Origin of the sequence: Roseospira navarrensis, assembly GCF_009601025.1 — a bacterium.
In the GTDB taxonomy this organism is placed as follows: Bacteria; Pseudomonadota; Alphaproteobacteria; order Rhodospirillales; family Rhodospirillaceae; genus Rhodospira; species Rhodospira navarrensis.
This window is the reverse complement of record NZ_WIVE01000011.1, coordinates 21,436-46,486: the sequence shown is the minus strand read 5'-3', so window position 1 is coordinate 46,486 and position 25,051 is coordinate 21,436. Positions and strand designations below refer to the sequence as shown.

Below are 25,051 nucleotides of genomic sequence, written 5' to 3'. Positions count from 1 at the left end.
CGGCGCCTTCTGCCCGGCCTGATGGTCGCGGCCCTGACGGCCGCCATGCTGGGCCTTTACGTCACCGCCCGGGACGCGCGCCTGCCCGCCGAGGTCGAGGCCGTCACCCTGGACGTCCGGTTCCGCCTGCGCGGCCCGGTGCCGGCCAGCGGCGCGGTGGCGCTGGCGATGGTGGACGACCGCACGTTGGCGGCCCTCGGCGGCGGCACCGTGGCGCGGACCGATCTGGCGCGGGCCGTGGCGGCGCTGGACGGGCTGGGCGCAAGGGCGGTGGTCCTGAACCTGCTGCTGGAGGGGCGCACCGAGGGCGTCCCGGCCGAGGCCGCCCGCGTGCTGCAGGGCCTGGCCGCGCGGCTGGCGCCCAGCGATGCCGCCCTGATCCGGGGCGTTCTGGGCGGCGATGGCGGCACGCGGTCACTGGCGGAGGCGATGAACGCTGCCCTGTCGCCGGTTGCCGTGCCCTTCGGCGTGGTGGTCTCCGCCCAGGGGGCCCCGGTGGCCGCCCCGCCGGTGCCCGGCCTGCACGCTCACGGCTATCGGGTCGTGTTGCGGGATGGATCGGCGGGCGCCGGACCGGGGGCCGATGCCGTCCGGCCGCCGAGCCCGGCGCTTCTCCAGGCTGCCGACGCGGCCGGGCATGCCCTGCTGATCCTGGATGCGGACGGGGCGCTGCGCCACCACGATCCCGTCGTGACCGTGGACGGCACGGCCTATCCCTCGCTCGCGGTGCAGGCCGCGCGGGTGGCGCTGCGGGTGGCTCCGGAGGACCTTGCCGTGTCCCTGGGGCGCTGGGTCCGGATCGGGCCGCTCCAGATCCCCCTGGACCGGGCCGGACGCATCGCCGTGAACCACTATGGCCCGCCCGGCGTCATCCCGACGGTGTCCCTGATCGACGTGATCGAGGGGCGGGGGCCGGCCGAGTCGGTGCGCAACCGGCTGGTCCTGATCGGGGCCGGCGCGGTCGGGTTCGGGGCGCGCTTTCCCGCACCGTTCGCCGAGAACCTGACCGCCGCCGAGCATGTGGCGACCATGATCGACAACATCGTGAGCGGACGCATGCTCACGCGCGGCGAAGGCGCCACGCTCGCCGATGCGGCGGCGATCCTGGCCGGGGGCGTGCTGGCCGGAACCGCCGCCCTGTTGCTGCCCTACGGTATCGCGGCGGGGGTGGCGGTGGGGCTCGCCCTGGCCTGGGGCGGGGCGGCGCTGTGGGCGCTGACGGCGCTCGGCATGTGGTTGAACGTGGCCTTTCCGGTGGGTGCGGTGGCGACGGTCTTCGTGCCCTGCGCATTGTGGCGCCGGGTGGGTGAGCAGCGCCGCCGCCGCTTGATGGAGCGCCAGCGCCATAACCTGTCCCGCTATGTCTCGCCGGCCATGGTGGAGTCACTCGCCAACCGCGATGCGCCCTTCGCCGGGGATCGCATGATCGACGCCGCCGTGCTGTTCGTGGACATGCGCGAGAGCACGCGCATCTGTGACGGCCTGGACCCGCGCGAGGCCATGGACCTGCTGCGCGCCTTCCTGTCGGTGGTCGAGCGCTGCGTGTTCGATCACGACGGGGTGCTGGACCGCTTCCAGGGCGACGGCGCCATGGCCAGCTTCGGCCCGCCCGAGCCCACACCCGCGTTCGCCCTGAACGCGCTGCGGGCGGCGCGCTGCCTGGCGGAGTCGGTGGGGGCCTGGAGTGCATTGCGCGAGGCCGAGGGGCATCTCCCGATCCGCATCGGCGTCGGGGTGCACTGCGGGCGCGTTCTGATGGGCGAACTGGGCGGGCAGCGGCAGTTCGCCTTCACCCTGTCTGGGGAGACGGTGGCCATCGCCAGCCGCCTGGAGGGCATGACCAAGACCGAGGGCTGCGCGGTCCTGGTCTCCGGGGACCTTCTGGCGGCGGCCCGGGCCGTCGCCCCCATGGGTGAGCCCGCGCTTGAGGGGTTCCGTGCGCTGGGTGAACGGACCGTGCGGGGGCGCTCCGCGCCGCTGGACCTGTGGGCGGTGTGAGGCCGGTGCTGCGACCGACTCAGCGTCCCTCGCGCCACCAGGCCCAGCCGAGACCGCCGAGGATGGTCAGCACGGCCAGCCACACCGGCATCAGGCTGGTCTGGTCCACACCCGCCACGGTGAAGGCGCGGTTGTCGCGCAGGCCGATCCAGCCGGGGCCGGCGGTGCTCTGACCCTCCACGACGCGGCGCACGGCCGGCAGCCCGTCCGAGGCCAGCCAGTGGACCCCGCCGCCGCTGGCCTCGACCAGCGGGCGCAACGGGTCGGCGGTGGCGGTGACGGCGGCGGTCTCGCGCGGGTTCGGCGTGCCGGCCACCGCGACCGTGGTGCGGTCGCCGTCGGAGATCGTGTAGACCCCCGGCGCGTCGATGGGCAGGGTGGCGAGCGCGCGCCCGTCGCCCTGGTCGCTCAGGGGCAGGGTGGTTTCCGTGCCGCGCGGCCCCGTCACCGTCACGCTCTCGGGCATGGCCGCCGGGTCCATGCCGCGCCGGGTGATCTCAAGCGAGTCGCCGACCATGCGGGCGCGCAGGGCGTCCTCCTCCAGCTCCGGTTCCTTCATCAGCCAGTGCGAGACCCGGCGCAGCAGTTCAGCCTGCGGGCCGCCGCCCTCCACCCCCTTGGCCCACAGCCAGGCGGAATCGCTCAGCAGCAGGCCCACGCGGCCCTCGCCGCTGCGCGCCAGCAGCAGCACCGGCCGGTTGCTGGCGTCGGACAGCAGCGTGCGGCCGCCGGTGGGGCGGGCGTCGATCAGGCGCGCCCAGCGGCCCCAGCCCGGCAGGCCGTCCGGTCCGTCTTCCAGGCCGGGCAGGGCGGCGGTGACGGGGTGCCGGCGGCCGTCCTCGGTGGGGCGCGGCACGAACGGGTCCTCGATGGTGGTGCGGCTCAGGGTGATCGGCAGCACCTCGGCCAGGGCGCTGTCGTACAGGCTGATGACGTCGTTCAATTCCGGCCCGGCCGCCAGCAGCAGTGCGCCGCCACCCTGCACATAGTCCGTCACGTTGGACAGATAGCCCAGCGGCACCAGCCCGCGCCGGCTGTAGCGGTCGAAGACGATCAGGTCGAAGTTCTCAAGCTGCTCCTCGAACAGCTCGCGGATGGGGAAGGCGATCAGCGCCAGTTCGCGCAGGGGCGTGGCGTCGTCCTTGTGGGGCGGGCGCAGGATGGTGAAGTGGATCAGGTCCACGTTCGGGTCCGCCTTCAGCAGGTTGCGCCAGACCCGTTCGCCGGCGTGGGGCTCGCCGGAGATCAGCAGCACCCTGAGCCGATCCCGCACCCCGTTGACCGAGATGGCCGCGCTGTTGTTGACGGCGGTCAACTCGCCCTCGGCCGCGTCGGCGCGCAGTTCCACCACGTTGTCGGCGGCGTGTTCCAGCGGCAGCGAGACCGTCTCCGATCGGTTCGCGGGCAGGGTGAGCATGCCTTCCGGCTGGCCGTCGCGCGAGACCGTGACCGGCACCGGCGTGCCGTCGGGCAAGGCGGGGTCGTCCAGGCGCACCGTCGCGTCCACCGCGCGGCCGACGAGCCCGTACCCGGGGGCCGCCTCCACGATCAGGCGGCGGTCCCGCTCGGACGGGGCCCCGGTCAGCAGGACGTGCAGCGGCGCGTCCAGGCTGGCCGCCGACAGGGCGTCGGCATCGTGCACCCGCCCATCGGTGAGCGCGATGACCCCGGCGCGACGCCCGGGCGGGACATCCGCCAGCGCCCGCTCGACGGCCCCCATCAGGCGGGTGCCCTGGTCGGCGGCGGCATCGGCGACCGGCACCACGCGCACATCAAGGCGGGGCAGGGTGTCCAGCGTCTCGCGCAGGCGGTCCAGCGCTTCGGTCGTCCGGGCTGGGCGCTCGCCCAGACCGTTGGAGAAGCTCTCGTCCACCGCGATCACGGCGACATCGTTCAGGGCCTCGCGCCGTTCCACCATCCACTGCGGGTTGGCGAGGGCGACCAGCAGCACCACGGCCGGGATCACCCGCACCCAGGCGCCGCGCGCCCGCCGCCACAGGGACACGGCGGTCAGCGCCACCAGGAGGCCGGACAGGATCCACAACAGCGCCGCCGGGACCAGGGGCGAGAGGACAATGTCGGTCAGCACGGTCATGGGGCGGACATCTCCCGCGTGATCTGGGGGCCCCGTTTACATGGGGGCGGGCGGCCGCTCCGCCCAGAGGGGCCCGCGAGGGCCGGCGCTCCGACCGATTGGACATGGTGGACCGGGCACGGAGGCGCTACGGTGTCGCCGGATGGGGGAGCGGGCCGGCGCCGCTCGGTGGATGAGCCACTCTTGTCCGCCGTTGGGGTGAACGGCCGTTGGGATGAGGGGCCGTAAGGATGAGACTGGGCGAGGGTGTGCGTTCATGACGGTACTGGTGACCGGCACGGCCGGATTTATCGGGTTTCACGTGGCCAGCGCCGTGCTGGACCACGGCGAGACCGTGGTCGGTCTGGACAACTTCAATACGTACTACGACATCCGTCTGAAGCAGGCCCGGGCGGAGCGGCTGCGCGACCGGCCGGGCTTCACCGAAGTGCGCATGGACTTGGCGGAGTCGGCTGGCGTTCTGGACCTGATGGCGACGCATCGGCCGCGCCTGGTGATCCACCTCGCCGCGCAGGCGGGGGTGCGCTACAGCCTGGAGAACCCGCGCGCCTATCTGGACAGCAATCTGGTCGGCTTCTTCTCGATCCTGGAGGCGGTGCGGGCCCATCCGCCCGAGCATCTGGTGTTCGCCTCCACCAGCTCGGTCTACGGCGCCAACACGGTCCAGCCGTTCAGTCCGCACCACGGCGCGGATCACCCGCTGACCCTGTACGCCGCAACCAAGAAGGCGAACGAGGCGATGGCCCATTCCTACGCGCACCTGTTCGGGGTGCCGATGACGGGCCTGCGGTTCTTCACCGTGTACGGGCCATGGGGCCGGCCGGACATGGCGCCGATTCTGTTCACCCGGGCCATGCTGGCGGGCGAGCCCATCAAGGTGTTCAACAACGGCAAGATGGCCCGCGACTTCACCTATATCGACGACATCGTGGCGGGCATCCTGGCGGCGGCCGCGCATCCGCCGACGCCCCGGCCGGAGGCCGCCGGTACGCCCCAGGCGCCGCAGGCGCTGGACCCGGCCACCAGCCCGATCGCGCCGTTCGCCGTGCACAACATCGGCAACGGCCGGCCGGTGGAACTGATGACCTTCATTTCGGTTCTGGAGCGGGCGTTGGGCGTGCAGGCCCACAAGCACATGATGCCCATGCAGCCCGGCGACGTGACCGGCACGCTGGCCGATGTGTCGGACCTGACGGCGGCCACCGGCTATGCGCCCGGTACGCCGATCGAAGAGGGCGTGGCCCGGTTCGTGGCGTGGTACCTGGACTTCTACGGCGATCCGCGCCGATCCGCCTGACGGCCCCCGTCCAGCGTCAGGAGCGGGCCGTAAAGGTCGGGGCGGCGGTCGCGCAGCAGGCCCCAGCCGGCGCGGAACAGGCGGTTCGCCTCCAGATCCAGCGTGGCCGTCAGGACCGTTTCGCTTTCCCGGTCGGCCTCCGCCAGCAGGGCGCCGGTGTGGTCGGTGATGAACGACCCGCCATAGAACGTGAGCGCGCAGGTCCGGCCCTGTTCCCGCCCGATGCGGTTGGAGGCCACCACCGGCAGGATGTTGCTCGCCGCGTGCCCCTGCATGGCCCGGCGCCAGTGGCCCTGCGTGTCCAGGTCCGGCGCGGTCGGCTCGCTGCCGATGGCGGTGGGGTAGAGCATCACCGCCGCGCCCATCAGGGCGCAGGTGCGCGCGGCCTCGGGGAACCACTGATCCCAGCAGATGGCGGCGCCGATGCGCCCGGCGGCGGTGTCCTAGACCCGGAACCCGGTGTCGCCGGGGCTGAAGTAGTACTTTTCCTCGTAGCCCGGTCCCTGGGGAATGTGGCTCTTGCGGTAGGTCTCCAACACCGCGCCGTCGGCGTCGATCATCACCAGGCTGTTGAAGTAGGTGCTGTTGGCGCGTTCGAAGAAGGAGAGGGGCAGGACCACGCCCAGCTCGCGGGCCAGCGCGGCGAAGCGGGCGATGACCGGGTTGCCGTCGCGCGGGCGGGCCACAGCAAACCAGTCCGCGACCTGGTCCTTGCAGAAGTAGGGGGTCTCGAACAGCTCCTGGAGCAGGATCAGCCGGGCGCCCCGCGCGGCGGCCGCGCGCACCAGGGCCTCGGCGCGATCCAGGTTGGCGGCATGGTCGTCGGAGCAGGCCATCTGGGTCGCGGCGACGGTGAGCGTGGACATGGGGATCAGTCCTCCGGGGCGTCGGTCCTCTGACCGGGGCGGACCGCCTTCGCCGCCGCGCGGGCGAGGGCGTCGGCGCGTTCGTTCTCGGGGTGGCCGGCGTGGCCGCGCACCCACTCCCAGCGGACGGTGTGGGGCGCCAGCGCGGCATCCAGGCGGCGCCACAGGTCCTCGTTCTTGACGGGTTTCTTGGCCGCCGTCATCCAGCCCTTGCGCTTCCAGCCCGCCAGCCATTCCGTGATGCCCTTCATCACGTACTGGCTATCGGTGACGATCTTCACCGGGCAGGGCCGCTTGAGCGTTTCCAGCCCGACGATCACGGCCATCAGTTCCATGCGGTTGTTGGTGGTCAGTGGCTCGCCGCCAGACAGTTCGCGCTCGTGCGCGCCGAAGCGCAGCAGCGCGCCCCAGCCGCCCGGGCCGGGATTGCCGGAGCAGGCGCCGTCGGTGACCAGGGTCACCTCGCCCTTGCGTGCGTCGTCCGCCATGCCGTCACGCCAGCCCGAGCGCGGCCGGCCCGTCCACCCCGCGCAGGAAGCGCAGCTTGTGCAGGTACTCCAGCGGGTCCTTGGGCTTGACCAACGCGCCCTCGGGGGTGTTGACCCAATCGTACAGGCGCGTCAGCAGGAAGCGCATGGCCGCGCCCTGGGCCAGCACAGGCAGGGCCGCCATCTCCGCCGCGTCCAGCGGGCGGGCGGCGCGGTAGCCGTCCAGCAGGCGCTTCGCCTTGGTGACGTTGAATTCGCCCCGGGTCTCGAAGCACCAGGCGTTCAGGCAGACGGCCAGATCATAGGCCAGCACGTCGGTGCAGGCGAAATAGAAGTCGATCAGCCCCGAAATCTCGTCGCGCAGGAAGAACACGTTGTCGGGGAACAGATCGGCGTGGATCACGCCGGTCGGCAGGTCTTTCGGGAACCCGGCCTCCAGGTCGGCCAGGGCCGCGTCCAGCTCCGCCGCGAGACCCGGGTGCACGTCGTCGGCGTGGTCGGCGCAGCGCTCGAACAGGGGCCGCCAGTCGGCCGGCCCCAGGCTGTTGGGCCGGGTCATGGTGAAGTCCAGGCCGGCCTCGTGCAGCCGGGCGAGCGCGGTTCCAAGCCGGTCGCAGTGGTGCGGCGTGATGCGGCGGGGCCACATGCCCGGCAGGAACTCGATCAGCGCGGCCGGACGCCCGGCCAGATCGCGCAGGCTTCGGCCGTCGCGCCCCCGGATCGGGGTGGGGCAGGGGATGCCGCGCCCCGCCAGATGGTCCATGAGCCCCAGGAAGAACGGCAGGTCCCCCGGCTGCACGCGGCGTTCGTACAGGGTCAGGATCAGCGGCCCGGTTTCCGTCGTCACCAGATAGTTGGAGTTCTCGACCCCCTCGGCGATGCCCTTGCACGACAGCGGCCGGCCGACGTCGTACTGCTCCAGGAACGCGTCGAGAGCGTCGTCGGTCACTTCGGTATAGACGGCCATGGGTCGGGCGGAGCCTCCGGAGGGCAGGTACAGCGGCGATTTTCGGGGCAGACGGTGGTGATCCTGGCGGGTATGGTGGGCGCCGGTGGATGTGCGCGTTGTAGCCGATCCGCCGTCCGGGCGCCACTCCCGCGCACCGGCTCCAGACCGTCCCTGACCTTGCGGAGCGCTGCAGAATGACAGAGACCGAGCCGACGCCGCCCTCCCATCCGTTCGAAGTGACTCTGAGCCCCGGCAAGACCTATTTCTGGTGCGTCTGCGGCCGTTCGGCCAAGCAGCCGTTCTGCGACGGCGGCCACAAGGGGACCGGGCTTGCCCCCCGCAAGGTGACCGTGGAGGCCGAGGACACCGTCTTCCTGTGCGGCTGCAAGCAGACCGCGACCCCGCCCTATTGCGACGGCACGCACACCACGCTGTCCTAGGCGGCGTCCCGTCCCTCTTTCCTGCCTCCCGTTGATCCGGATACCCGTCCCATGACCGTTGCGCCCGTCGTCCGTCCGCGTCGTCTCGTCCTGCTGGCGCCGCTGGCGCTGGCCGTTCTGGCCGGCTGTTCCAGTGGCGTCTTCCAACGCACCGAGGATCGCCCGTGCCCGCCCGTCCGGGTGGAGGCCACGTCGTCCGAGGTGACGCAGTTCCGGGAGGGGCCGGGCCGTGACCTGACCGATGTGGTGCTGGAAGCGGAGATCGCCGGGTATCAGGGCGAGTGCCAGTACGACGACGACGAGGGATCGGTCACGGTGGAACTGGTGCTGGACATGACGGCATCGCTTGGGCCGGCGGCCACCGCGCGGACCCAGAACGTCCGCTATTTCGTCGCCCTGCCTCGGTTCTATCCCAGCGAGCGCGGCAAGCGCGTGTTCGAAAGCGCGCTGGCGTTCCCCGCGAACGCCGACCGCGTGCGCTATGTGGGCGAGGAACTGAGCATCACCGTGCCCATGGACCCCACGGACAGCGCCGAGGATTACCCGATCTACGTGGGGTTCCAGCTCACGCCGGAGCAGGCCGAGTACAACCGCAGCCAACGGCCCGTGAGGCGGTGATGCGGTGAGGCCGCTCGGCGGGGGAGTCACACTCTCCCGCCGCTCGTATGACCGCTCAAATGTCACTGAGGGGAAAAACCCGCTTCACGAGATCCTTCGGTCGCTCCGCTCCCTCAGGACGACTCACTTCTTGAGGAAAGCGTCATCCTGAGTGCCCGAAGGGGCGAAGGATCTCGTGCTGAGGCACGAACCATGACCTCCCTGTCCTCCGGATCGGAGCCCCGACGCCCCCGACGCCGCTGCAGGCTCATTCGGATTCGGGACTAGCTGTCCAGGAAGCTGCGCAGCTTGCGCGACCGGCTGGGGTGCTTCAGCTTGCGCAACGCCTTGGCCTCGATCTGGCGGATGCGCTCGCGGGTCACGCTGAACTGCTGGCCGACTTCCTCCAGGGTGTGGTCGGTGTTCATGCCGATGCCGAAGCGCATGCGCAGCACGCGTTCCTCGCGCGGGGTCAGGCTGGCCAGCACGCGGGTGCAGGTCTCGCGCAGGTTGGCGTTGATGGCGGCATCCAGCGGCTGGACCGCGTTCTTGTCCTCGATGAAGTCGCCGAGGTGGCTGTCTTCCTCGTCGCCGATGGGCGTCTCCAGGCTGATCGGCTCCTTGGCGATCTTCAGCACCTTGCGCACCTTCTCCAGCGGCATCTGGAGCTTTTCGGCCAGTTCCTCCGGCGTCGGCTCGCGGCCGATCTCGTGCAGCATCTGGCGGCTGGTGCGGACCAGCTTGTTGATGGTCTCGATCATGTGGACCGGGATGCGGATGGTCCGCGCCTGATCCGCGATCGAGCGCGTGATGGCCTGCCGGATCCACCAGGTGGCGTAGGTGGAGAACTTGTAGCCGCGCCGGTACTCGAACTTGTCCACGGCCTTCATCAGGCCGATGTTGCCCTCCTGGATCAGGTCCAGGAACTGCAGGCCTCGGTTGGTGTACTTCTTGGCGATGGAGATCACGAGGCGCAGGTTGGCCTCGATCATCTCCTTCTTGGCCATGGTGGCCTCGCGCTCGCCCTTCTGCACGGTCTGGACGACGCGGCGGAACTCGGGGATGGGCAGGCCGGAGACCTCGGCCACCTGGGCGATGCCGCCGCGCAGGTCGGTGATGTCGCGCTCGAAGCGCACGCCGAAGTCGCGCCAGCCCTTGCCGGGCCGGGCACTCAGATCCTCCAGCCAGGTCGGGTCCAGTTCGCGGCCGTAGTAGGCGTCCAGGAAGTCGGGGCGCTTGATCTTGGCGCGCTCGGCCAGCCGCAGCAGGCGGCCTTCCAGCGTCATCAGGCGCTTGTTGAGATCCTGGAGCTGTTCCACGAGCTGGTCGATCCGGGCGTTGTTGAGGTGCACGTCCTCCATCAGGTCGATGAGTTCGTGCCGCAGCTTGTCGTAGCGCTTTTCGGTCGCCGCCGGCACGTCGTCGCCCTTCTGCAGCACGGCGAGGCGCTGGTCCTGGACCTTCTTGAGCTTGGTGTAGGTGGCGGCGATCTTTTCGAAGGTCTCGATGACCTTCGGCTTGAGCTGCTCTTCCATGGCGGACAGGGAGATGCTGCTCTCTTCGCCGCCGTTGCCGTCCTCGCCGTCGGACTCGCTGTCGCTCTCGTCGTCGCCGTCCGCCTTGCGCGGGGCGTCCGCGTCCGTGCGGTCGTCGTCGTTGGCGCTGGCCGGGTTGGCGCTGGCCGGGTTGGCGCTGGCCGGGTTGGTGCCGGCCGAGGGCGTCGCGTCGCCCGACTCGGTGTCGGAGTCGGTCTCGGCGCCGGTCGCGCCGGCGGCGGCCGCGCCGGTCCCGGTGCCATTGCCGTCGTAGGTGGTTTCCAGGTCGATGATCTCGCGCAGCAGCATCTTGCCGGCAACCAGATCGTCATGCCAGCGCAGCAGGGCGCGGATGGTCAGCGGGCTTTCGCAGATGCCGCCGATCATCATCTCGCGGCCGGCCTCGATCCGCTTGGCGATGGCGATTTCGCCTTCGCGCGACAGCAGTTCGACCGACCCCATTTCGCGCAGATACATGCGCACGGGGTCGTCGGTGCGGCCCATCTCGTCTTCGTTGATGTTGCCGGTGGCCACGGCCTCGGCCGGTTCCGCCGATTCGGCGGTCTCGGTCTCGGACTCCTCGGATTCGACCACGTTGACGCCCATCTCGGAGAGCATCGCCATGGTGTCTTCGATCTGTTCCGAGGACACGTCGTCGGGCGGCAGCGCCTGGTTCAGTTCGTCGTAGGTGACGTAGCCGCGTTCCTTGCCGCGCTGAACCATCTTCTTGACGGCCGCGTTCAGGGTGTCCAGCAGGGGGCCTTCACCGCCTTCCTCGGACGATTCCCGTGCTTCTGCCGTCGTCGCCGCCTTGGTAGCCATTCGCACTCCGCTCCGCTTGTCTTGCCGGGGATCCGCGCCCGCCCAGCCCGGTCCGCCGCCTGCACCCCATGATGCGGGGGTCCTGTGTGTCCGCCAGGATCGGTGGTCTTCAGTCCTGATCGCCCATCACCACACCTGCACGTGGCGACCGTCAGGGACGGATCAACCCACCTCCCCATCGGGCAGGTCGAACAATCGGGCCCGCACCGCCTGCAGCGCCTTCAGACGGGCCAGCGCCTCTTCCGTCATGTCTTGAGCCAGCCGTTCCTCCGCAGCGCGGCAGTCATCGAGAACCGCCGTCCGGCAATGCTGCGCATACACATGCTCCCATCCTTCAAGTGCCGCCCCGGAGGATGCGGCGCGGCGCGAAAAGGCCGCATGCAGGCCGACAGAGGGTCCCAGCACGTGATCGATGGTGGTCCCATGACCGGAGGTCCTGAGATGGTTCAGGATGTCATCCCTGTCAAGCGGCTGTTCCATCCGGAGTCGCTCATCGCAGGCCACAAGCAGGTCGGCGCGCATGTTTTCGAGATCCGGCGCGCCCAAGGGGAGCATGCCGAGGCGCTCCGCAACCTGCTCGTAGATCTCCAGGTGATTGAGAACGCTCCGCAACAGGACGCATTCCTGCAGCCGCCGCGCCGGAAGCGCGCCGGCCGGACCGGCGGCCAGCGGCAGGGTGCGGGCGGGGGCGGGGCGCCCGCCGCCGCCGGTGCCGCGGCGCCCGCCCTGGAGTCCCCCCTGAAGCCCCCCCTGAAGCCCTCGCGCCGCGCGGACCTCGGCCCAGAATCGGTCGCGCAGCGCCGCCCGGTACTGCTGGGCGACGCCCCGGTCGTCGATGGTGCGCACCGTCGTTTCGATCTCGCGTTCCAGCGCGGCCCGGCGCTCCGGCGTGTCGAGGCGGTGGCGCGCGCGCATCGACCGCCAGCACATGTCGGCCATGGGGATGGCCGCATCGAGCACCGCGCGCATGGCGGCGGGGCCGCGCTCGCGGATCAGGTCGTCCGGGTCCTGGCCGGGCGGCAGCAGGGCGAATCGAAGGCTGCGGCCCGGCACCAGGCGCGGCAGGGCGCGGTCCAGGGCCCGGCGGGCGGCGCGCTGGCCGGCCTCGTCCCCGTCGAAGCACAGCACCGGCTCCGTCGCCAGCGCCCACAGCATTTCGATCTGCTCTTCGGTCAGCGCGGTGCCCAGCGGCGCCACGGCCTGGGGAAACCCGCCGGCCGCCAGCGCGATGACGTCCATGTAGCCTTCGGCCACGATGACTTCGCCGGTCTCGCGGATGGCGTCGCGCGCCTCGTACAGGCCGTAGAGCAGGCGGCTCTTGCTGAACAGGGGCGAATCGGGGCCGTTCAGGTACTTGGGCTTGGCGTCCCCCAGCACGCGCCCGCCGAACGAGACCACCCGCCCCTTGCGGTCGCGGATCGGGAAGATCACCCGGTCCCGGAACATGTCGTAGGGCGCGCGGTCGCCGCCGTCCTGCGGACGCCCGGCCAGGCCGGCCTCCACCAGGGCGTCGTCGTCCACGCCCTCGCGCTTCAGGTGGGCGCGCAGGGCGCCGCCCGGCGGGGCGTAGCCCAGGCGGAAGCGGGCGAGGGTATCGTGATCCAGGCCGCGCCGGGTCAGGTAGTCCAGCCCGGCCCGCCCCTCCGGCAGGCGCAGCCGCTGTTCGAAGAAAGCGCCGGCGGCCTCGACCACATCCTGAAGGCTGGTTGCCCGGGCTTCGCGCTCGCGCTGTTTCGGGTCCGGCTGGGGGACCTCAAGGCCCGCCTCGGCCGCGAGGGCTTCCACCGCCTCCATGAACGACAGGCCAGCGGTCGCCATCTCGAACGAGATCGCATCGCCGTGCGCGCCACAGCCGAAGCAGTGGTAGTGGTCCTCGTAGACGTGGAAGCTGGGCGTCTTCTCGTTGTGGAACGGGCAGCAGGCCTTGTAGTTCTTTCCGTTGCGGATCAGCCGCACGCGCCGGCCGATGACCGTGGCCAGGGGCACGCGGCTCTTCAACTCGTCCATGAAGCGGTTGGGCAGCGCCATGCGCGGGGTCCGGTCGGATCTCGTGGGCGGACGGGGAACGGCGCTGGCCGGGGCCGGCCGTCAACGGCCCGGGGGTCCGGGCCGTCGGGCCTGCGGGCTCAGGCCAGCCGGTTCTTGGCCGTGGCGCTGGCCTGGCCGAAATCCATCTGCCCGGCATACCGGGATCGCAGCGCCGCCATGACCCGGCCCATGTCCTTCAGGCCGGCAGCCTTGATCTCGCCAATGACCGAATCGACGGCCGACTCGATCTCGCCGCTGGTCATCTGGTGGGGCAGGAAGGACTGGATGATCTCCACCTCCTCCTGTTCCTGCTCGGCCAGGTCCATGCGGCAGCCCTGCTCATACATGGCGATGCTGTCCCGGCGCTGCTTGATCATGCTCTGGAGCAGGGTGAGGATCTCGGCCTCGCCGACCTCCTCCCCGCGACCCCGGGCGCAGATGTCGCGGTCCTTGATCGCGGCCAGGATCAGTCTGACGGTACAGACGGCGCGCTGGTCCTTGTTTCGGATCGCGGTCTTCAGGTGTTCGTTCAACCGATCGCGCAGCATCGGGCGCGTCCTCTCGACAAGTCGTCATGGTCATGGACGGGCAGCGCAGAATACCCATCCGCTTGAAGGCGCCAAGCCATAATGCCGTCCCGGCGCCGAGGCAACAGCCGAGGGTCGCCCCCGGCCCCTCCAAACCGTGCAGGCGAGGGGGCGCTCGCGGCCGGCAGGGCAACGGGCTCAGGTTAACATGGCGGCCCGTTCCGCTCGGCCGGAGCAGGCCTCTCGAGATCCCTCGTCTCGCTTCGCTCACTCGGGATGACACACTACAATTAAAAGATGCAATTCTGAAGCCGCGAAGCGGCTGAAGGATCTCGCGCGCAGGTCTCCGACCCCCTGCAAAGACCTGGAAGAGCGATGCCGTTCACCTGAGCCCGTTGCCCTGCCTCGGCCGGGAGCGCCGGTTGACTTGCCGGCGCCGATTCCCCTAAGTACCGCCCGGCGGCATCCCCGCACCTCCGCTCACGCCGACCGGCCCGGCCGCGCCGGCCCGGCCGCGCCGGCGCGGCCCACGCCCGGCCCGCCCCGACGGACCGGGGCGGCGGCCGGGACGCCCGGGATGCCCCGCCCGTCTCCTCCAGCCGGACCGCCCCAGACATGACCTCCACTTCCGCGCAAGACGACGGCCCCGTGCAGGGGCCCGCCGGTGCCACCGCCGCCCTGGTCCTCTCCGACGGATCGGTCCTGTGGGGCCGAGGGATCGGCGCTGTCGCCGAGGCCGGCGGCGAGGTCGTGTTCAACACCGGCATGACCGGCTATCAGGAGGTCATGACCGACCCGTCCTACGCCGGGCAGATCATCACCTTCACGTTTCCCCATATCGGCAATGTGGGGACCAACGACGAGGATATCGAGGCCCTGACGCCGGCCGCCCGGGGATGCGTGCTGCGCGCCGACATCACCGAGCCGTCGAACTGGCGCGCCTCCCGGCATTTGGCCGATTGGCTGACCTCGCACGGGCTGGTCGGGATCGCCGGCGTGGATACCCGGCAGCTCACCCGGCGCATCCGCGATGCCGGCGCCCCCAACGGGGTGCTGGCGCATCGTCCGGACGGCCTGTTCGACCTGGCCGCACTGAAGGCCAAGGCCGCCCAGTGGCCCAGCCTGAAGGGCCTGGATCTGGCCAAGGAGGTGACCTGCGCCCAGACCTACAGTTGGGACGAGACCCGCTGGTCGCTGGCCCATGGCTACGGCACCCTGGAGCAGCCGCGGTTTCATGTGGTGGCCATCGACTACGGCGCAAAACGCAACATCCTGCGCTCGCTGGCGTCGCACGGCTGCCGGGTGACGGTGGTGCCCGCCCAGGCCGACTTCGACACCATCATGCGCCACCAGCCGGACGGCATCTTCCTGTCCAACGGGCCGGGCGACCCGGCCGCGACGGGCGCCTATGCCGTGCCCGTGGTGCAGAAACTGGTGGAGACCGGCAAGCCCGTGTTCGGCATCTGCCTGGGCCATCAGATCCTGGCTCTGGCGCTGGGCGCGGGCACCTACAAGATGGACACCGGCCACCGGGGCGCCAACCACCCGGTCAAGGACCACACCACCGGCAAGGTGGAGATCACCAGCCAGAACCACGGCTTCGGCGTGGACCGTTCGACTCTGCCGACGGGCGTGATGGAGACCCACACCTCGCTGTTCGACGGCACCGTCGAGGGTCTGGCGGTGGAGGGCAAGCCCGTGTTCTCGGTGCAGTACCACCCGGAGGCCTCACCCGGGCCCCAGGACAGCCAGTACCTGTTCGCGCGGTTCATGGATCACATCACCGCCAGCAAGCCGTAACGCACACGCCGTCACGAATGGGGGGACCTGACAGGATGATCCGCCGTCTTTCCGCCGCGCTTCTCGCCACGACCGTCGTCCTGGCCGCGCCCGCCGCGGCCGAGGAGATCGGCTGCATCGACACCGTCTTCAAGCTGGTCGGGCCGAACCACAAGATCTGTGTGGACGCCATGGAGGACCCCAAGGTGGACGGCGTGGTCTGCCACCTGTCCCGGCCAGTCACCGGCGGGCTGTCGGGCGCGGTGGGTCTGGCCGAGGACCCCTCCAACAGCGCCATCGCCTGCCGTCAGGTGGGGCCCATCACCATCAAGGAAGACCTGGAGGACGGCGAGGTGGTGTTCGCCGAGCGCCGCTCGGTGCTGTTCAAGCGGCTGCGCGTGCGCCGGTTCCACGACACCACGCACAACGTGCTGATCTATCTGGTGGTCAGCGACAAGCTGATCGAGGGCAGCCCGAAGCACTCCATGTCCACGGTGCCCATCATGCCGTGGCGCGCGGAGTAAAGGCCATGACCCTGCCCGACTCGACCACGCCCCTGTTCGCCCGCCTGGAGCGGCTGGGTATCGAGACCACCACCGTGGAGCACCATCCCGTCTTCACGGTCGAGGAGGCCAGCGCCACCTACGACGCCATCCCGGGTGTGCACTGCAAGAACCTGTTCATGAAGGACGCCAAGGGCGCCCTGGTGCTGGTGGTCTGCCCCCACGACCGGGAAATCGCGGTCAACCAGTTGCACAAGCACATCGGCTGCAAGCGGCTGTCCTTCGGTCGGGCGGATCTGCTGATGGAGGTTCTGGGGGTCGAGCCCGGGTCCGTGACCCCGTTCGCGCTCATCAACGACACGGAGCGGCGGGTTTCGGTGATCCTGGATGCGGACATGATGGCCGCCGAGGTGGCGAACTATCATCCGCTGGTCAACACCGCGACCACGTCGATCCGCACGGCCGATCTGCGCCGGTTCCTGGCCGATCTGGGCCACGAGGTGCGCGAGATGGACCTGAGCCGGGCGGGCGCCGCGCCGACGGCCGAGGCGTGATCGCCGGCGGCGTTGGCCGCTTCGGTCCGGTCAGGGCTCGCCGCCCCTCAGGCGCTCGAACCGCTGTTCCTGCACCCCGCCGTCCCACTGGTCCACGGTGGAGGTGGCCACGAGCCGGAAGCCGGCGCTTTCGTAAAGATGCCGCGCGGCGCTCAGGCCGGGGAACGTGGTCAGGTAGCACATCGGATACCCCATCGCGTCGGCGAATCCGGTCGCGCGTCGCAAGAGCGCCCGTCCCAGGCCCATGCCAGGCTGCCCATCGGCGACGATGAACCAGCGCAAATGGGCGTCGTCGTCGCTGCCGTCCCCGTTGTGGCGGGGGCCCTGGAGCACCACGCTGCCCTGGAGGGCGCCATCGTCGTCGCGGGCGGCCAGCAGCAGATCCGTCTCGGGGGCAAAACTGCGCAGGAAGGCCCCCATGTCGGCGCCGAGGCGACCCTCGAAGGAGCGCCCGAAACCCCAGGCCGCGGGATAATAGGCCATGTGGAGGGCGATGATCTCGGCCATGACGCCCGGCGTGTAGCCCTCCACGATCGAGAAGAGCGCGTCAGCGACCATCTCGTCGGGATTTTCGGCCATGCGCTGCGTCCCCGGCGGTGGCGAGACGGTGAAAGGATCAGGCAGGGTGCTCTCGTCACGCTGACGGCGCACGGGGTCCCGGTGGGGGGCCACGGCCCGCACGCACACCGAACGAGGAAATTGCCCGAGCGGGGACGAAGGAAGCCCACAAGATCACCCTTCGACCTATTCCAGAATCATAGCAAACCCGGGATCCCTTGGCGAGCCCCCGCTTCGGACCCGTCCCGGCACGCAAGGGTCCGTCTTCATGAGTCCCGCCCTGCTTCTTGATCGACTCGGCCGGCACGGCACCCTCGTCCTGGCCGGCGGCGCGCTGTTTGGGCTGTCGCTGCCACAGCTCTCGGCGCTGGCGCGGCCGGCCCTGGGACCGCTTGTCATGGTGCTGCTGGCCCTGGCGCTGATGCGGGTGCGGTGGGCCGAGATCCTGGCCCAGGTCCGGCGGCCGGCGGTGGTCGGACTGGCGGCGGTCTGGCTGCTGGTGGCCTCGCCCGCGCTGATGGCGGGGGCGCTGGCGCTCGTCGGGCCCGTGGCCGCGCCGGGCGTCGAGACCGGCATGGTGCTGATGGCGGCGTCGGCGCCCATCGTCTCGGCGCCGGCCATCGCGCTGATGATGGGCCTGCCGCTGCCGCTGAGCCTGAGCGTCACCCTGCTCGCCACCGTGCTGGTGCCGCTCAGCGTGCCGTGGGTGGCGGCCGGGATGCTCCACCTGCCGGTCACGCTGGACGCCGCGATGCTGGGCCAGCGCATGGCGATGGTCGTGGCGGGCGGTTTGCTGCTCGCCCTGCTGGGACGCCGGGTGACCTCCGAGGCGTGGCGCACCCGCCATGCCCGGCGGTTGGACGGCGTGGCGGTGCTGGTGCTGTTCGCCTTCGCGCTGGCCGTCATGGACGCGGTGACCGCGCCGCTGGCGGCCGACCCGGCGCGCGTGCTGCGGCTGATCGGGCTGAGCTTCGTGCTCTGCGGCGGGATGATGGCCGCCACGGCGCTGGTGTTCGCGCCCTTCGGCCGGGCGGCGGCGCTGGGCCTGGGCTACATCGCCAGCAGCCGCAACATGGGCGTGATTCTGGCGGCGCTGCCGGCGGGGGCCCATCCCGAGGTGGCGCTGTGGTTCGCGGTCGCCCAGTTCCCGCTGTACATGCTGCCGGCGCTGATTCGCCCGCTGGTCAGGCGTTTGTCATTCTGATCGGCGATGACCCGGCCGTCCCGAATGGTCAGGGGAACCTTTGCGCGACGCATCCGGCATACTATGGTGATCGGACATGCCGCGCGCGGCGATCTCCGGACGGGGAGGGCCGCCCGGGCGGTCAACAAGACGAAAGAGACGGACGCATGAGCATCTGGGGCAAGGTGGTCGGTGGCCTGGGCGGGTTCCTTGTGCTGGGGCCCCTGGGCGCGCTGGTGGGGGCGGCGGCCGGTCACGCCGTGGACAAGGAGGGCTGGCCGTCCTGGCTCGGCGGCTCGGGCAAGAGCGACCGCCCGGGTCTGCGCGAGCGGCTGGGCAAGGCCACGGCCGATGCGCGCCAGCAGGCGTTCGCCGTCGGCGTGATCGTGCTGGGCGCCAAGATGGCCAAGGCGGACGGTCACGTCTCGAAAGACGAGGTGGCCGCCTTCAAGCGCATCTTCCAGATTCCCCAAGACGACATGAAGGCGGTCGGGGCGATCTTCGATCAGGCCAAGCAGTCGGCCGAGGGCTATCAGATCTACGCCCGCCAGATCGCCATGATGTTCTCCGACAGCCCCCAGGTGCTGGAGGAACTGCTCGGCTCGTTGTACCAGATCGCGCGGGCGGACGGGGCCCTGCACCCGGCCGAGGTCACGTTCCTCAACGACATCGCCCGCATTTTCCGGCTGCCGCCCGAGTCCGTGAACCGCCTGCATGCGCAGTACGAGCGCAGCGGCAGCGACGAGCCCGATCCGTTCGCCGTGCTGGGCGTGTCGCCCGACGCCAGCGACGACGACATTCGCGCCGCCTGGCGCCGGCTGTCGCGTGAACATCACCCGGACGTGCTCATGTCCCAGGGGATGCCGGAGGAGTTCATCGCCCAGGCCAACGAGAAGATGGCCGCCATCAACCACGCCTATGACCGCATCCGCCAGCGGCGCGGCTTGAAGTAGTCGGCCCCGCGGCGCATTGTGGGACCCACCGGGGGGCGCCAGACGGGCGCCCCCTGTTTCGTTTCCGCCCTCTGCGAGACCCCGACCATGCCCGTTCCCGACATCCTGCTGGCCCTTCTGGTTCAGGGCCTGTGGGGCATGAACTTCATTGCCGCGAAGGTGGGCGCCGACAATCTGCCGCCGCTGACCCTGACGGCCATCCGGTTCGCCATCGCGGCCGCCATCGTGGTGCCGTTCATGCCGCGCCCCCGGGGGCAGGCGCTGCGGGGTGTGCTGATCCTGTCGGTGACCTTCGGCACGCTGCACTTCGGGGCCATGTTCACCGGCCTGAGCATGGTGGACGCGGCCACGGCGGCGGTCATCATCCAGACCGGCCCGCCGTTCAGCGTGTTGTTGGGCGTGCTGATCTTCAAGGAGGTGATCGGCTGGCGCCGGATCCTGGGCCTGGTGCTGGCCTTCGCCGGCGTGGTCGTGGTCGCCGGCGAGCCTCAGATGGTGTCCGTGGTGCCGGTCCTGATCCTGCTGTTCGCCGCGCTGTCCTGGGCGGTCAGCAACGCCATCGTCAAGACCACCCGCGACCTGCCCGCGCTGGCGGTGACGGGTTGGTTGAGCCTGCTGGCCATCCCGCAGCTTCTGGTCCTGTCCTGGCTGTTCGAGGACAATCAGCTTGAGACGGTGCGCGGGCTCTCGTGGGAGGTCTGGGGCGCGATCGTCTACATCGCCGTGGGCGGGTCGCTGGCCGCGCATTCGCTGTGGTACAGCCTGTTGCGGCGCCATCCCATGACGGTGGTCGCGCCCTGGGGTCTGCTGGCGCCGATCCTGGGCATCGCGGCCGGGATCCTGGTGCTGGGCGAGGCGGCCACCTGGCAGAAGCTGGTGGGGGGCGCGATCACCCTGACCGGCGTGGGGATCATCCAGATCCGCTCGGCGCGCAAGGGGCGGCCCGTGGGGACGCCGCCGGACGAGCCCGAGGCTCACCTGGGCGATGCGCCGGAGGCCGCGCCCAACCGGAAGCGGACCACGCCATGACCGGACCCGCCTGCATCGACGCGCGGTCCCCCAACCATGATGCCCGCCCGCCGGGCGGGGGCGTGGACCTGCTGGTGCTGCACTACACCGGGATGCCGACGGGGGCGGCCGCGCTCGATCGTCTGCGGGACCCCGCCGCGCGGGTCAGCGCCCATTATCTGGTGGAAGAGGACGGCCGCGTCTTCCGGCTGGTCCCGGAGGATCGCCGGGCCTGGCACGCGGGCGTGTCCAGTTGGCGGGGCCGGGGCGACGTCAACGGCCGCTCCATCGGCGTGGAGATCGTCAACCCGGGGCACGAATTTGGCTACCGCCCGTTTCCCGCGCCGCAGATGGACGCGGTCGAGGCCCTGTGCCGGGACATCGTGGCGCGCTACGGTCTGGGGCCGGGCGATGTGGTCGGGCATGCCGATGTCGCGCCCACGCGCAAGGAGGACCCGGGCGAGCTGTTCGACTGGCCGCGTCTGGCCCGCGCCGGGGTCGGGGTCTGGCCGGCGGCGGCGGGCGGGGACGGCCCGGCGCCGGATGCGGCTGCGGCCCTCGCCATGCTGGCGGCCATCGGGTACGACGTGAGCGATCCCGTGGCCGCAACGATCGCGTTTCAGCGGCGTTTCCGCCCCGAGGGATTCGACGGCCGGTTGGACTCCGAGACCCGCACGCGCATCCGCGCGGTCCGGGATCTCCTTATCCCCGGCCCATCCTCGCCTTGAATCGGCCGCTTTGAGGGGCCAGAAAGAGGGCACCCTCCGCTTTCCCCCGAAATATCCCGTGTAGGAGCCTGGACCATGAAACGCGCCTTCCGACCCGTCCCGTCCGCCCGCTGGGGCCTGGCCGGCCTCGTCCTCGCCGCCGGACTCGCCGCCGGTCAGCCGGCGGCCGCGCAGGACCAGGCGCCCATCCGCGAGATCGGCGTGGACGGCAATCCGCCCATGGTGATGTTCGAGTGCACCACGCCCACCGGCACGCCGGTGCAGCTCGAAATGGTGCTGCGCCGCATGGCCGGGCAGGTCTGGGCCTACAGCAGCCTGGAACGCGGCGTGGACTGCTCCAGCCTGTCCACGGGCGGGATCACCTGCATGGGCGATGTGGTGCGCGGGCGTGGCACGACGCTTCAGAACACGATCAATGACCTGCTGAAGGACGAGGGCGTGCGCTGCACCCGGTGATCCGGGAGACCCCTGGGGCGGGGACGCGCCGCCGTCAGCGGCGCGCCACCTCGGGGATGAAGGTGTTCAGCAACACGGCGTAGGCGTCCGGGTCCTCCACGCAGGGCAGGTGGGCGACGCCCTCCATGACCTCCAGGTGGGCATCCGGCACCGCCTCGGCCAGCGCCTGACCCAGCGCGGGGGGCGTGCCGCCGTCCTGGTCGCCGGCGATCACCAGACTGGGCACCCGGATGGACGGCGCCGCGCCGGTGTAGTCCGCGTCCCGGATGGCCGCGCCCGTGTTGATGAAGCCCTCGACCGGGCTGCGGGACACCATATGGTGCCAGGGCGTCAGCCGCGCCGGATCGGCGCGGAACGGCTCGGTGAACCAGCGCTCCATGGTGGGGCCGACCAGCGCGCCCATGCCCTGGGTGCGGGCGGTCTCCAGGCGGTCATTCCAGACCGTGTCGGTGCCGATCTTCATGCCGGTGTTGGAGAACACCACGGCCGACAGGCGTTCCGGCGCGCGGGCGGCGATGTCCTGCGCGATCAGCCCGCCGACCGAGATGCCGCACAGCGCGAATCGCTCGATGCGCAGGTGGTCGGCCAGGGCCAGCAGGTCGTCGGCCAGATCGGCGATGGACCAGGGGCCGGGCGGCGTGTCCGACAGGCCGTGGCCGCGCTTGTCGTAGGTCAGCACGCGGAAGCGGCCGCCGATGCGTTCGATCACCGGGTCCCACAGGCGCATGTCGGTGGCCAGCGAATTGATGAACACCAGCCAGGGGGCGCCGAAGGTGCCGGACAGCTTATAGTGCAGGCCGGCCCGGGGGGCGGGCAGGGGCGCGAACAGCATGAGGCAGGATCCCTTGGGTTGCTTTGGAACGGATCGGCGATGAACCGGACTCGTCCGCTTCATCGCCTCCGCCGCTTCGCGGCGCCGGCCCGGTCGGGCCGGCCGCCCGGCGCAACGCTTCGCGTTTTTCGCCGGGCGGTCTGGTGCCAGCGGCCAACGAGTCCCCATTCCGATCCGTTCCTATCAGAGCGGAATGAACCCGTACACGATGCCCAGCAGGCCAAGCCCAAGCAACACCCGATAGATCACGAAGGGCAGGAATCCCGCCCGCTTCAGCCACGCCATCAGCACCGCGATGGCCACCAGCGCCGAGACCAGGGCGAGTCCGGCGGCGGTCAGGGCCTCGCTGGTCACGGCCCGGTCGTCCATGCGGTACAGGTCGAGGCCGATCAGGATCCCGGCCGCGAGAATGGTGGGAATCGACATCAGCATGGAGAACCGGGCGGCCTCCGGGCGCTCGTAGCCCAGCAGGCGCGCGCCGGTCATGGTGATGCCCGATCGGCTGGTGCCGGGGATCAGGGCCACGGCCTGCATCAGGCCCAGGAACAGGGCATCGGCGACGCGCATGTGCTCGATGCGCCGCACCGTCAGCCCGACCCGGTCGGCCAGCCACAGCAGCAGGCCGAAGCCCAGCGTGGCCCAGGCGATCACCTCCAGGCTGCGCAGGCTGGTTTCGATGGTCTCCTTGAGCAGCAGACCGGCGATGACAACGGGGATGGTGGCCACGATCAGGTGCAGGATCAGGCGCGCCCCCGGGCCGCCCCGGAAGGTCAGCAGGCTGCCGAGCCCCGAGAGCATCAGGCCCACGTCGCGCCAGAAATACAGCATCACGGCGCCCAGGGTGCCCACATGCACCGCCACGTCGATCTTGATGCCCTGATCCGGCCAGTCGGTGAGCATCGGCACCAGGGCCAGATGCCCGGACGAGCTGATCGGCAGAAACTCGGTGATGCCCTGGACCAGCGCCAGCACAACGAGTTGCAGCGTTCCCACGGTGCCCCCTACGAGATATTGTGTCGCCGTTATATCATCGGCCCTGTGAAGAGCCCAGGCGCAAAATGGTTGCCACATGTTTACCAACAGGGGCAAGCGTGCGCTGTCCCGTTTGGCGCGGACGGCGGTGCCGAGCCCGCAGCCAATTTGTAGGACAGCATTACTGACCTATGTGTTGATTTCCCTTGTGATCCGGCGGAACGGGGCGTATCAGGAAGTCCCGTATCCCGGGACGTGCCGGCGAGGGCCGGTGCGCGCCCCGACGCGCGTCCGTGGCGACGCAGCGGACCGGCGCCCAGGGGTCGCCCAGGGGGCGCCCGGATCCAGGCGCGGCCACGGCCGGGACCGGGCGGAGATGCGGGCGAATCCGGAACGCGTGAGGTTGAGGGAGGACCGCCATGGGGCGGAAGATGATGCAGTTCACTCGCCTGCCCGGCGCCATGCCCATCAAGCGCGAGGCAGAGGTGCGGCGGCAGGATTTCGAGGAGATCTACACCGGCTACGAGCCGGAGCCCGGCGCCGAACAGGCCTCGCGCTGCGAGCAGTGCGGCATCCCGTTCTGTCAGGTGCACTGCCCGCTGCAGAACAACATTCCGGACTGGCTGCTGCTGACCGCCCAGGGCCGGATGGAGGAGGCCTATGCCGTCTCCTCGGCCACCAACAACATGCCCGAGATCTGCGGCCGCATCTGCCCCCAGGACCGCCTGTGCGAGGGCTCCTGCGTGCTGGAGCAGTCCAGGCACGGCACCGTGACCATCGGCGCCGTCGAGAAGCACATCACCGACACCGCCTGGGAACAGGGCTGGGTGCAGCCCGTCAAGCCGACGCGCGAGCGGCCGGAGACGGTCGGCATCATCGGCGCCGGGCCGGGCGGCATGGCGGCGGCCGAGCAACTGCGCAAGCACGGCTACCAGGTCACGCTGTACGACCGCTATGACCGCGTGGGCGGCCTGCTGATCTACGGCATTCCCGGCTTCAAGCTGGAAAAGCACATCGTGGAGCGACGCGCCAAGCTGCTGGCGGACGCGGGCGTCGAAATCCGCCTGAACTTCGAGGTCGGGCGCGATGCCTCCCTGGCCGAGCTGCGCGAGCGGCACGACGCCATCCTGATCGCCACCGGCGTCTACAAGGCCCGCGACCTGACGGTGCCCGGCGCCGGGCTGCCCGGCGTGCTGCCTGCGCTGCAATACCTGACGGCCTCCAACCGCCTCAGCCTGGGCGATTCGGTGCCGGACTTCGACTCCGGCCTGCTGGACGCCAAGGGCAAGAACGTGGTGGTGGTCGGCGGCGGCGATACCGCCATGGACTGTGTCCGCACCGCCATCCGTCAGGGTGCGACGTCCGTGAAGTGCCTCTACCGCCGCGACCGCGCCAACATGCCCGGCTCGCAGCGCGAGGTGACCAACGCCATGGAAGAGGGCGTTGAGTTCGTCTGGCTGTCCGCGCCCGAAGCGGTGATCGACATCGACGGCCGCGCCGGCGAGGTCCAGGCCGTGCGCATGCACCTGGGCGTGGCCGACGCCACCGGCCGCCAGACGCCCACACCCATCGAGGGCAGTCAGTTGCGCCTGCCGGCGGACATGGTGATCTCCGCGCTCGGCTTCGAGCCGGAAGACCTGCCCACCCTGTTCGGCGCGCCCGACCTGCCGGTGACCCGCTGGGGCACCCTGAAGGTGGATTCGCACAGCATGATGACCCAGGCCGAGGGCGTGTTCGGGGCCGGCGACATCGTGCGCGGCGCGTCGCTGGTGGTCTGGGCGGTCCGCGACGGCCGCGATGCCGCCGAGGGCATCCACGACTACATCCAGGCCAAGGCCACCGCCAAGGACACGCAGGGCGCCGGCATGGCGCTCGCCTCCTGA

The 25,051-nt window shown here is 70.6% G+C and carries 22 protein-coding genes and 1 pseudogene; 13 read left to right on the top strand and 10 right to left on the bottom strand.

Annotation, left to right across the window (positions count from 1 at the left end):
- Window positions 1-21 precede the first annotated feature (21 nt).
- On the top strand, window positions 22-1,998 hold the full coding sequence (locus tag GHC57_RS05610; RefSeq protein ID WP_153342051.1) for a CHASE2 domain-containing protein: 1,977 nt from the start codon (window positions 22-24) through the stop codon (window positions 1,996-1,998).
- A 19-nt stretch (window positions 1,999-2,017) separates the two neighbouring features.
- Here GHC57_RS05610 and GHC57_RS05605 read toward each other — a convergent pair whose 3' ends face one another.
- Complete coding sequence (locus tag GHC57_RS05605) at window positions 2,018-4,093, bottom strand: hypothetical protein (protein ID WP_153342049.1); 2,076 nt, start codon at window positions 4,091-4,093, stop codon at window positions 2,018-2,020.
- Between the two features lie 256 nt (window positions 4,094-4,349).
- Between GHC57_RS05605 and GHC57_RS05600 the strand changes: the two genes are divergently transcribed.
- Window positions 4,350-5,390, top strand: coding sequence for an NAD-dependent epimerase (locus GHC57_RS05600; RefSeq protein ID WP_153342047.1), 1,041 nt, complete (start codon window positions 4,350-4,352; stop codon window positions 5,388-5,390).
- Here GHC57_RS05600 and aguB read toward each other — a convergent pair.
- The 3 genes and pseudogenes from aguB to GHC57_RS05585 form a co-directional block, all read right to left on the bottom strand.
- A pseudogene (gene aguB / locus GHC57_RS05595) lies at window positions 5,363-6,256 on the bottom strand (N-carbamoylputrescine amidase). The gene GHC57_RS05600 and the pseudogene aguB overlap by 28 nt on opposite strands.
- 5 nt (window positions 6,257-6,261) lie before the next feature.
- Complete coding sequence (gene rnhA, locus GHC57_RS05590) at window positions 6,262-6,744, bottom strand: ribonuclease HI (RefSeq protein ID WP_153342045.1); 483 nt, start codon at window positions 6,742-6,744, stop codon at window positions 6,262-6,264.
- A 4-nt stretch (window positions 6,745-6,748) separates the two neighbouring features.
- Entirely contained in the window at window positions 6,749-7,711 is a 963-nt protein-coding gene (locus tag GHC57_RS05585; RefSeq protein WP_153342043.1) for a homoserine kinase, read from the bottom strand.
- Between the two features lie 176 nt (window positions 7,712-7,887).
- Here GHC57_RS05585 and GHC57_RS05580 point away from each other — a divergent pair, with 176 nt between their 5' ends.
- Both GHC57_RS05580 and GHC57_RS05575 read left to right on the top strand, forming a co-directional pair.
- Complete coding sequence (locus GHC57_RS05580; protein WP_153342041.1) at window positions 7,888-8,133, top strand: CDGSH iron-sulfur domain-containing protein; 246 nt, start codon at window positions 7,888-7,890, stop codon at window positions 8,131-8,133.
- 51 nt (window positions 8,134-8,184) lie between these two features.
- The gene (locus tag GHC57_RS05575; protein ID WP_153342039.1) at window positions 8,185-8,751 is read left to right on the top strand and encodes a hypothetical protein; all 567 of its coding nucleotides are present in this window, start codon (window positions 8,185-8,187) and stop codon (window positions 8,749-8,751) included.
- A gap of 263 nt (window positions 8,752-9,014) precedes the next feature.
- Here GHC57_RS05575 and rpoD read toward each other — a convergent pair whose 3' ends face one another.
- From rpoD to GHC57_RS05560, 3 genes are all read right to left on the bottom strand, one after another.
- Window positions 9,015-11,087 (bottom strand): RNA polymerase sigma factor RpoD, encoded by a 2,073-nt coding sequence (rpoD, locus tag GHC57_RS05570; protein ID WP_153342037.1) that lies wholly within the window; start codon window positions 11,085-11,087, stop codon window positions 9,015-9,017.
- A 162-nt stretch (window positions 11,088-11,249) separates the two neighbouring features.
- Entirely contained in the window at window positions 11,250-13,115 is a 1,866-nt protein-coding gene (gene dnaG, locus GHC57_RS05565) for a DNA primase (protein ID WP_153342035.1), read from the bottom strand.
- 98 nt (window positions 13,116-13,213) lie between these two features.
- A complete protein-coding gene (locus GHC57_RS05560) occupies window positions 13,214-13,663 on the bottom strand; it encodes a GatB/YqeY domain-containing protein (RefSeq protein WP_153342033.1) in 450 nt (149 codons plus the stop codon).
- 594 nt (window positions 13,664-14,257) lie between these two features.
- Here GHC57_RS05560 and carA point away from each other — a divergent pair.
- From carA to GHC57_RS05545, 3 genes are read left to right on the top strand one after another with little or no spacing between them, the layout of a single operon-like run.
- The gene (gene carA / locus GHC57_RS05555) at window positions 14,258-15,442 is read left to right on the top strand and encodes a glutamine-hydrolyzing carbamoyl-phosphate synthase small subunit (RefSeq protein WP_153342031.1); all 1,185 of its coding nucleotides are present in this window, start codon (window positions 14,258-14,260) and stop codon (window positions 15,440-15,442) included.
- Between the two features lie 35 nt (window positions 15,443-15,477).
- The gene (locus GHC57_RS05550) at window positions 15,478-15,945 is read left to right on the top strand and encodes a CreA family protein (RefSeq protein WP_153342029.1); all 468 of its coding nucleotides are present in this window, start codon (window positions 15,478-15,480) and stop codon (window positions 15,943-15,945) included.
- Window positions 15,946-15,950: 5 nt separating this feature from the next.
- Window positions 15,951-16,478: a prolyl-tRNA synthetase associated domain-containing protein gene (locus GHC57_RS05545; protein WP_343031117.1), complete on the top strand. Its 528-nt coding sequence runs from the start codon at window positions 15,951-15,953 to the stop codon at window positions 16,476-16,478.
- Between the two features lie 30 nt (window positions 16,479-16,508).
- On the opposite strand, the gene GHC57_RS05540 is transcribed toward GHC57_RS05545, so the two are convergent.
- The gene (locus GHC57_RS05540) at window positions 16,509-17,057 is read right to left on the bottom strand and encodes a GNAT family N-acetyltransferase (RefSeq protein WP_211369124.1); all 549 of its coding nucleotides are present in this window, start codon (window positions 17,055-17,057) and stop codon (window positions 16,509-16,511) included.
- A gap of 247 nt (window positions 17,058-17,304) precedes the next feature.
- On the opposite strand from GHC57_RS05540, the gene GHC57_RS05535 reads away from it, so the two are divergent.
- The 5 genes from GHC57_RS05535 to GHC57_RS05515 all read left to right on the top strand — a co-directional run bounded on the left by GHC57_RS05535 (window position 17,305) and on the right by GHC57_RS05515 (window position 21,364).
- Window positions 17,305-18,240, top strand: coding sequence for a hypothetical protein (locus tag GHC57_RS05535; protein ID WP_153342027.1), 936 nt, complete (start codon window positions 17,305-17,307; stop codon window positions 18,238-18,240).
- Between the two features lie 146 nt (window positions 18,241-18,386).
- Window positions 18,387-19,172 carry a TerB family tellurite resistance protein gene (locus GHC57_RS05530; protein WP_153342025.1) on the top strand — a complete coding sequence of 262 codons (786 nt, stop codon included), beginning with the start codon at window positions 18,387-18,389 and terminating at the stop codon, window positions 19,170-19,172.
- Window positions 19,173-19,259: 87 nt separating this feature from the next.
- On the top strand, window positions 19,260-20,201 hold the full coding sequence (locus GHC57_RS05525; RefSeq protein ID WP_153342023.1) for a DMT family transporter: 942 nt from the start codon (window positions 19,260-19,262) through the stop codon (window positions 20,199-20,201).
- Window positions 20,198-20,908, top strand: coding sequence for an N-acetylmuramoyl-L-alanine amidase (locus GHC57_RS05520; protein WP_153342021.1), 711 nt, complete (start codon window positions 20,198-20,200; stop codon window positions 20,906-20,908). Before GHC57_RS05525 ends, GHC57_RS05520 begins: the two co-directional genes overlap by 4 nt.
- Window positions 20,909-20,983: 75 nt before the next feature.
- Window positions 20,984-21,364 carry a hypothetical protein gene (locus GHC57_RS05515; protein WP_153342019.1) on the top strand — a complete coding sequence of 127 codons (381 nt, stop codon included), beginning with the start codon at window positions 20,984-20,986 and terminating at the stop codon, window positions 21,362-21,364.
- A gap of 34 nt (window positions 21,365-21,398) precedes the next feature.
- Here the strand turns inward: GHC57_RS05515 and pcaD are convergent, their stop codons facing one another.
- Together pcaD and GHC57_RS05505 are read right to left on the bottom strand one after the other, a co-directional pair.
- Window positions 21,399-22,196: a 3-oxoadipate enol-lactonase gene (pcaD, locus tag GHC57_RS05510; protein WP_170294701.1), complete on the bottom strand. Its 798-nt coding sequence runs from the start codon at window positions 22,194-22,196 to the stop codon at window positions 21,399-21,401.
- A gap of 183 nt (window positions 22,197-22,379) precedes the next feature.
- Window positions 22,380-23,189 carry an undecaprenyl-diphosphate phosphatase gene (locus GHC57_RS05505; RefSeq protein ID WP_170294700.1) on the bottom strand — a complete coding sequence of 270 codons (810 nt, stop codon included), beginning with the start codon at window positions 23,187-23,189 and terminating at the stop codon, window positions 22,380-22,382.
- 398 nt (window positions 23,190-23,587) lie between these two features.
- Between GHC57_RS05505 and GHC57_RS05500 the strand changes: the two genes are divergently transcribed.
- Window positions 23,588-25,051: an NAD(P)-dependent oxidoreductase gene (locus GHC57_RS05500; RefSeq protein WP_153342015.1), complete on the top strand. Its 1,464-nt coding sequence runs from the start codon at window positions 23,588-23,590 to the stop codon at window positions 25,049-25,051.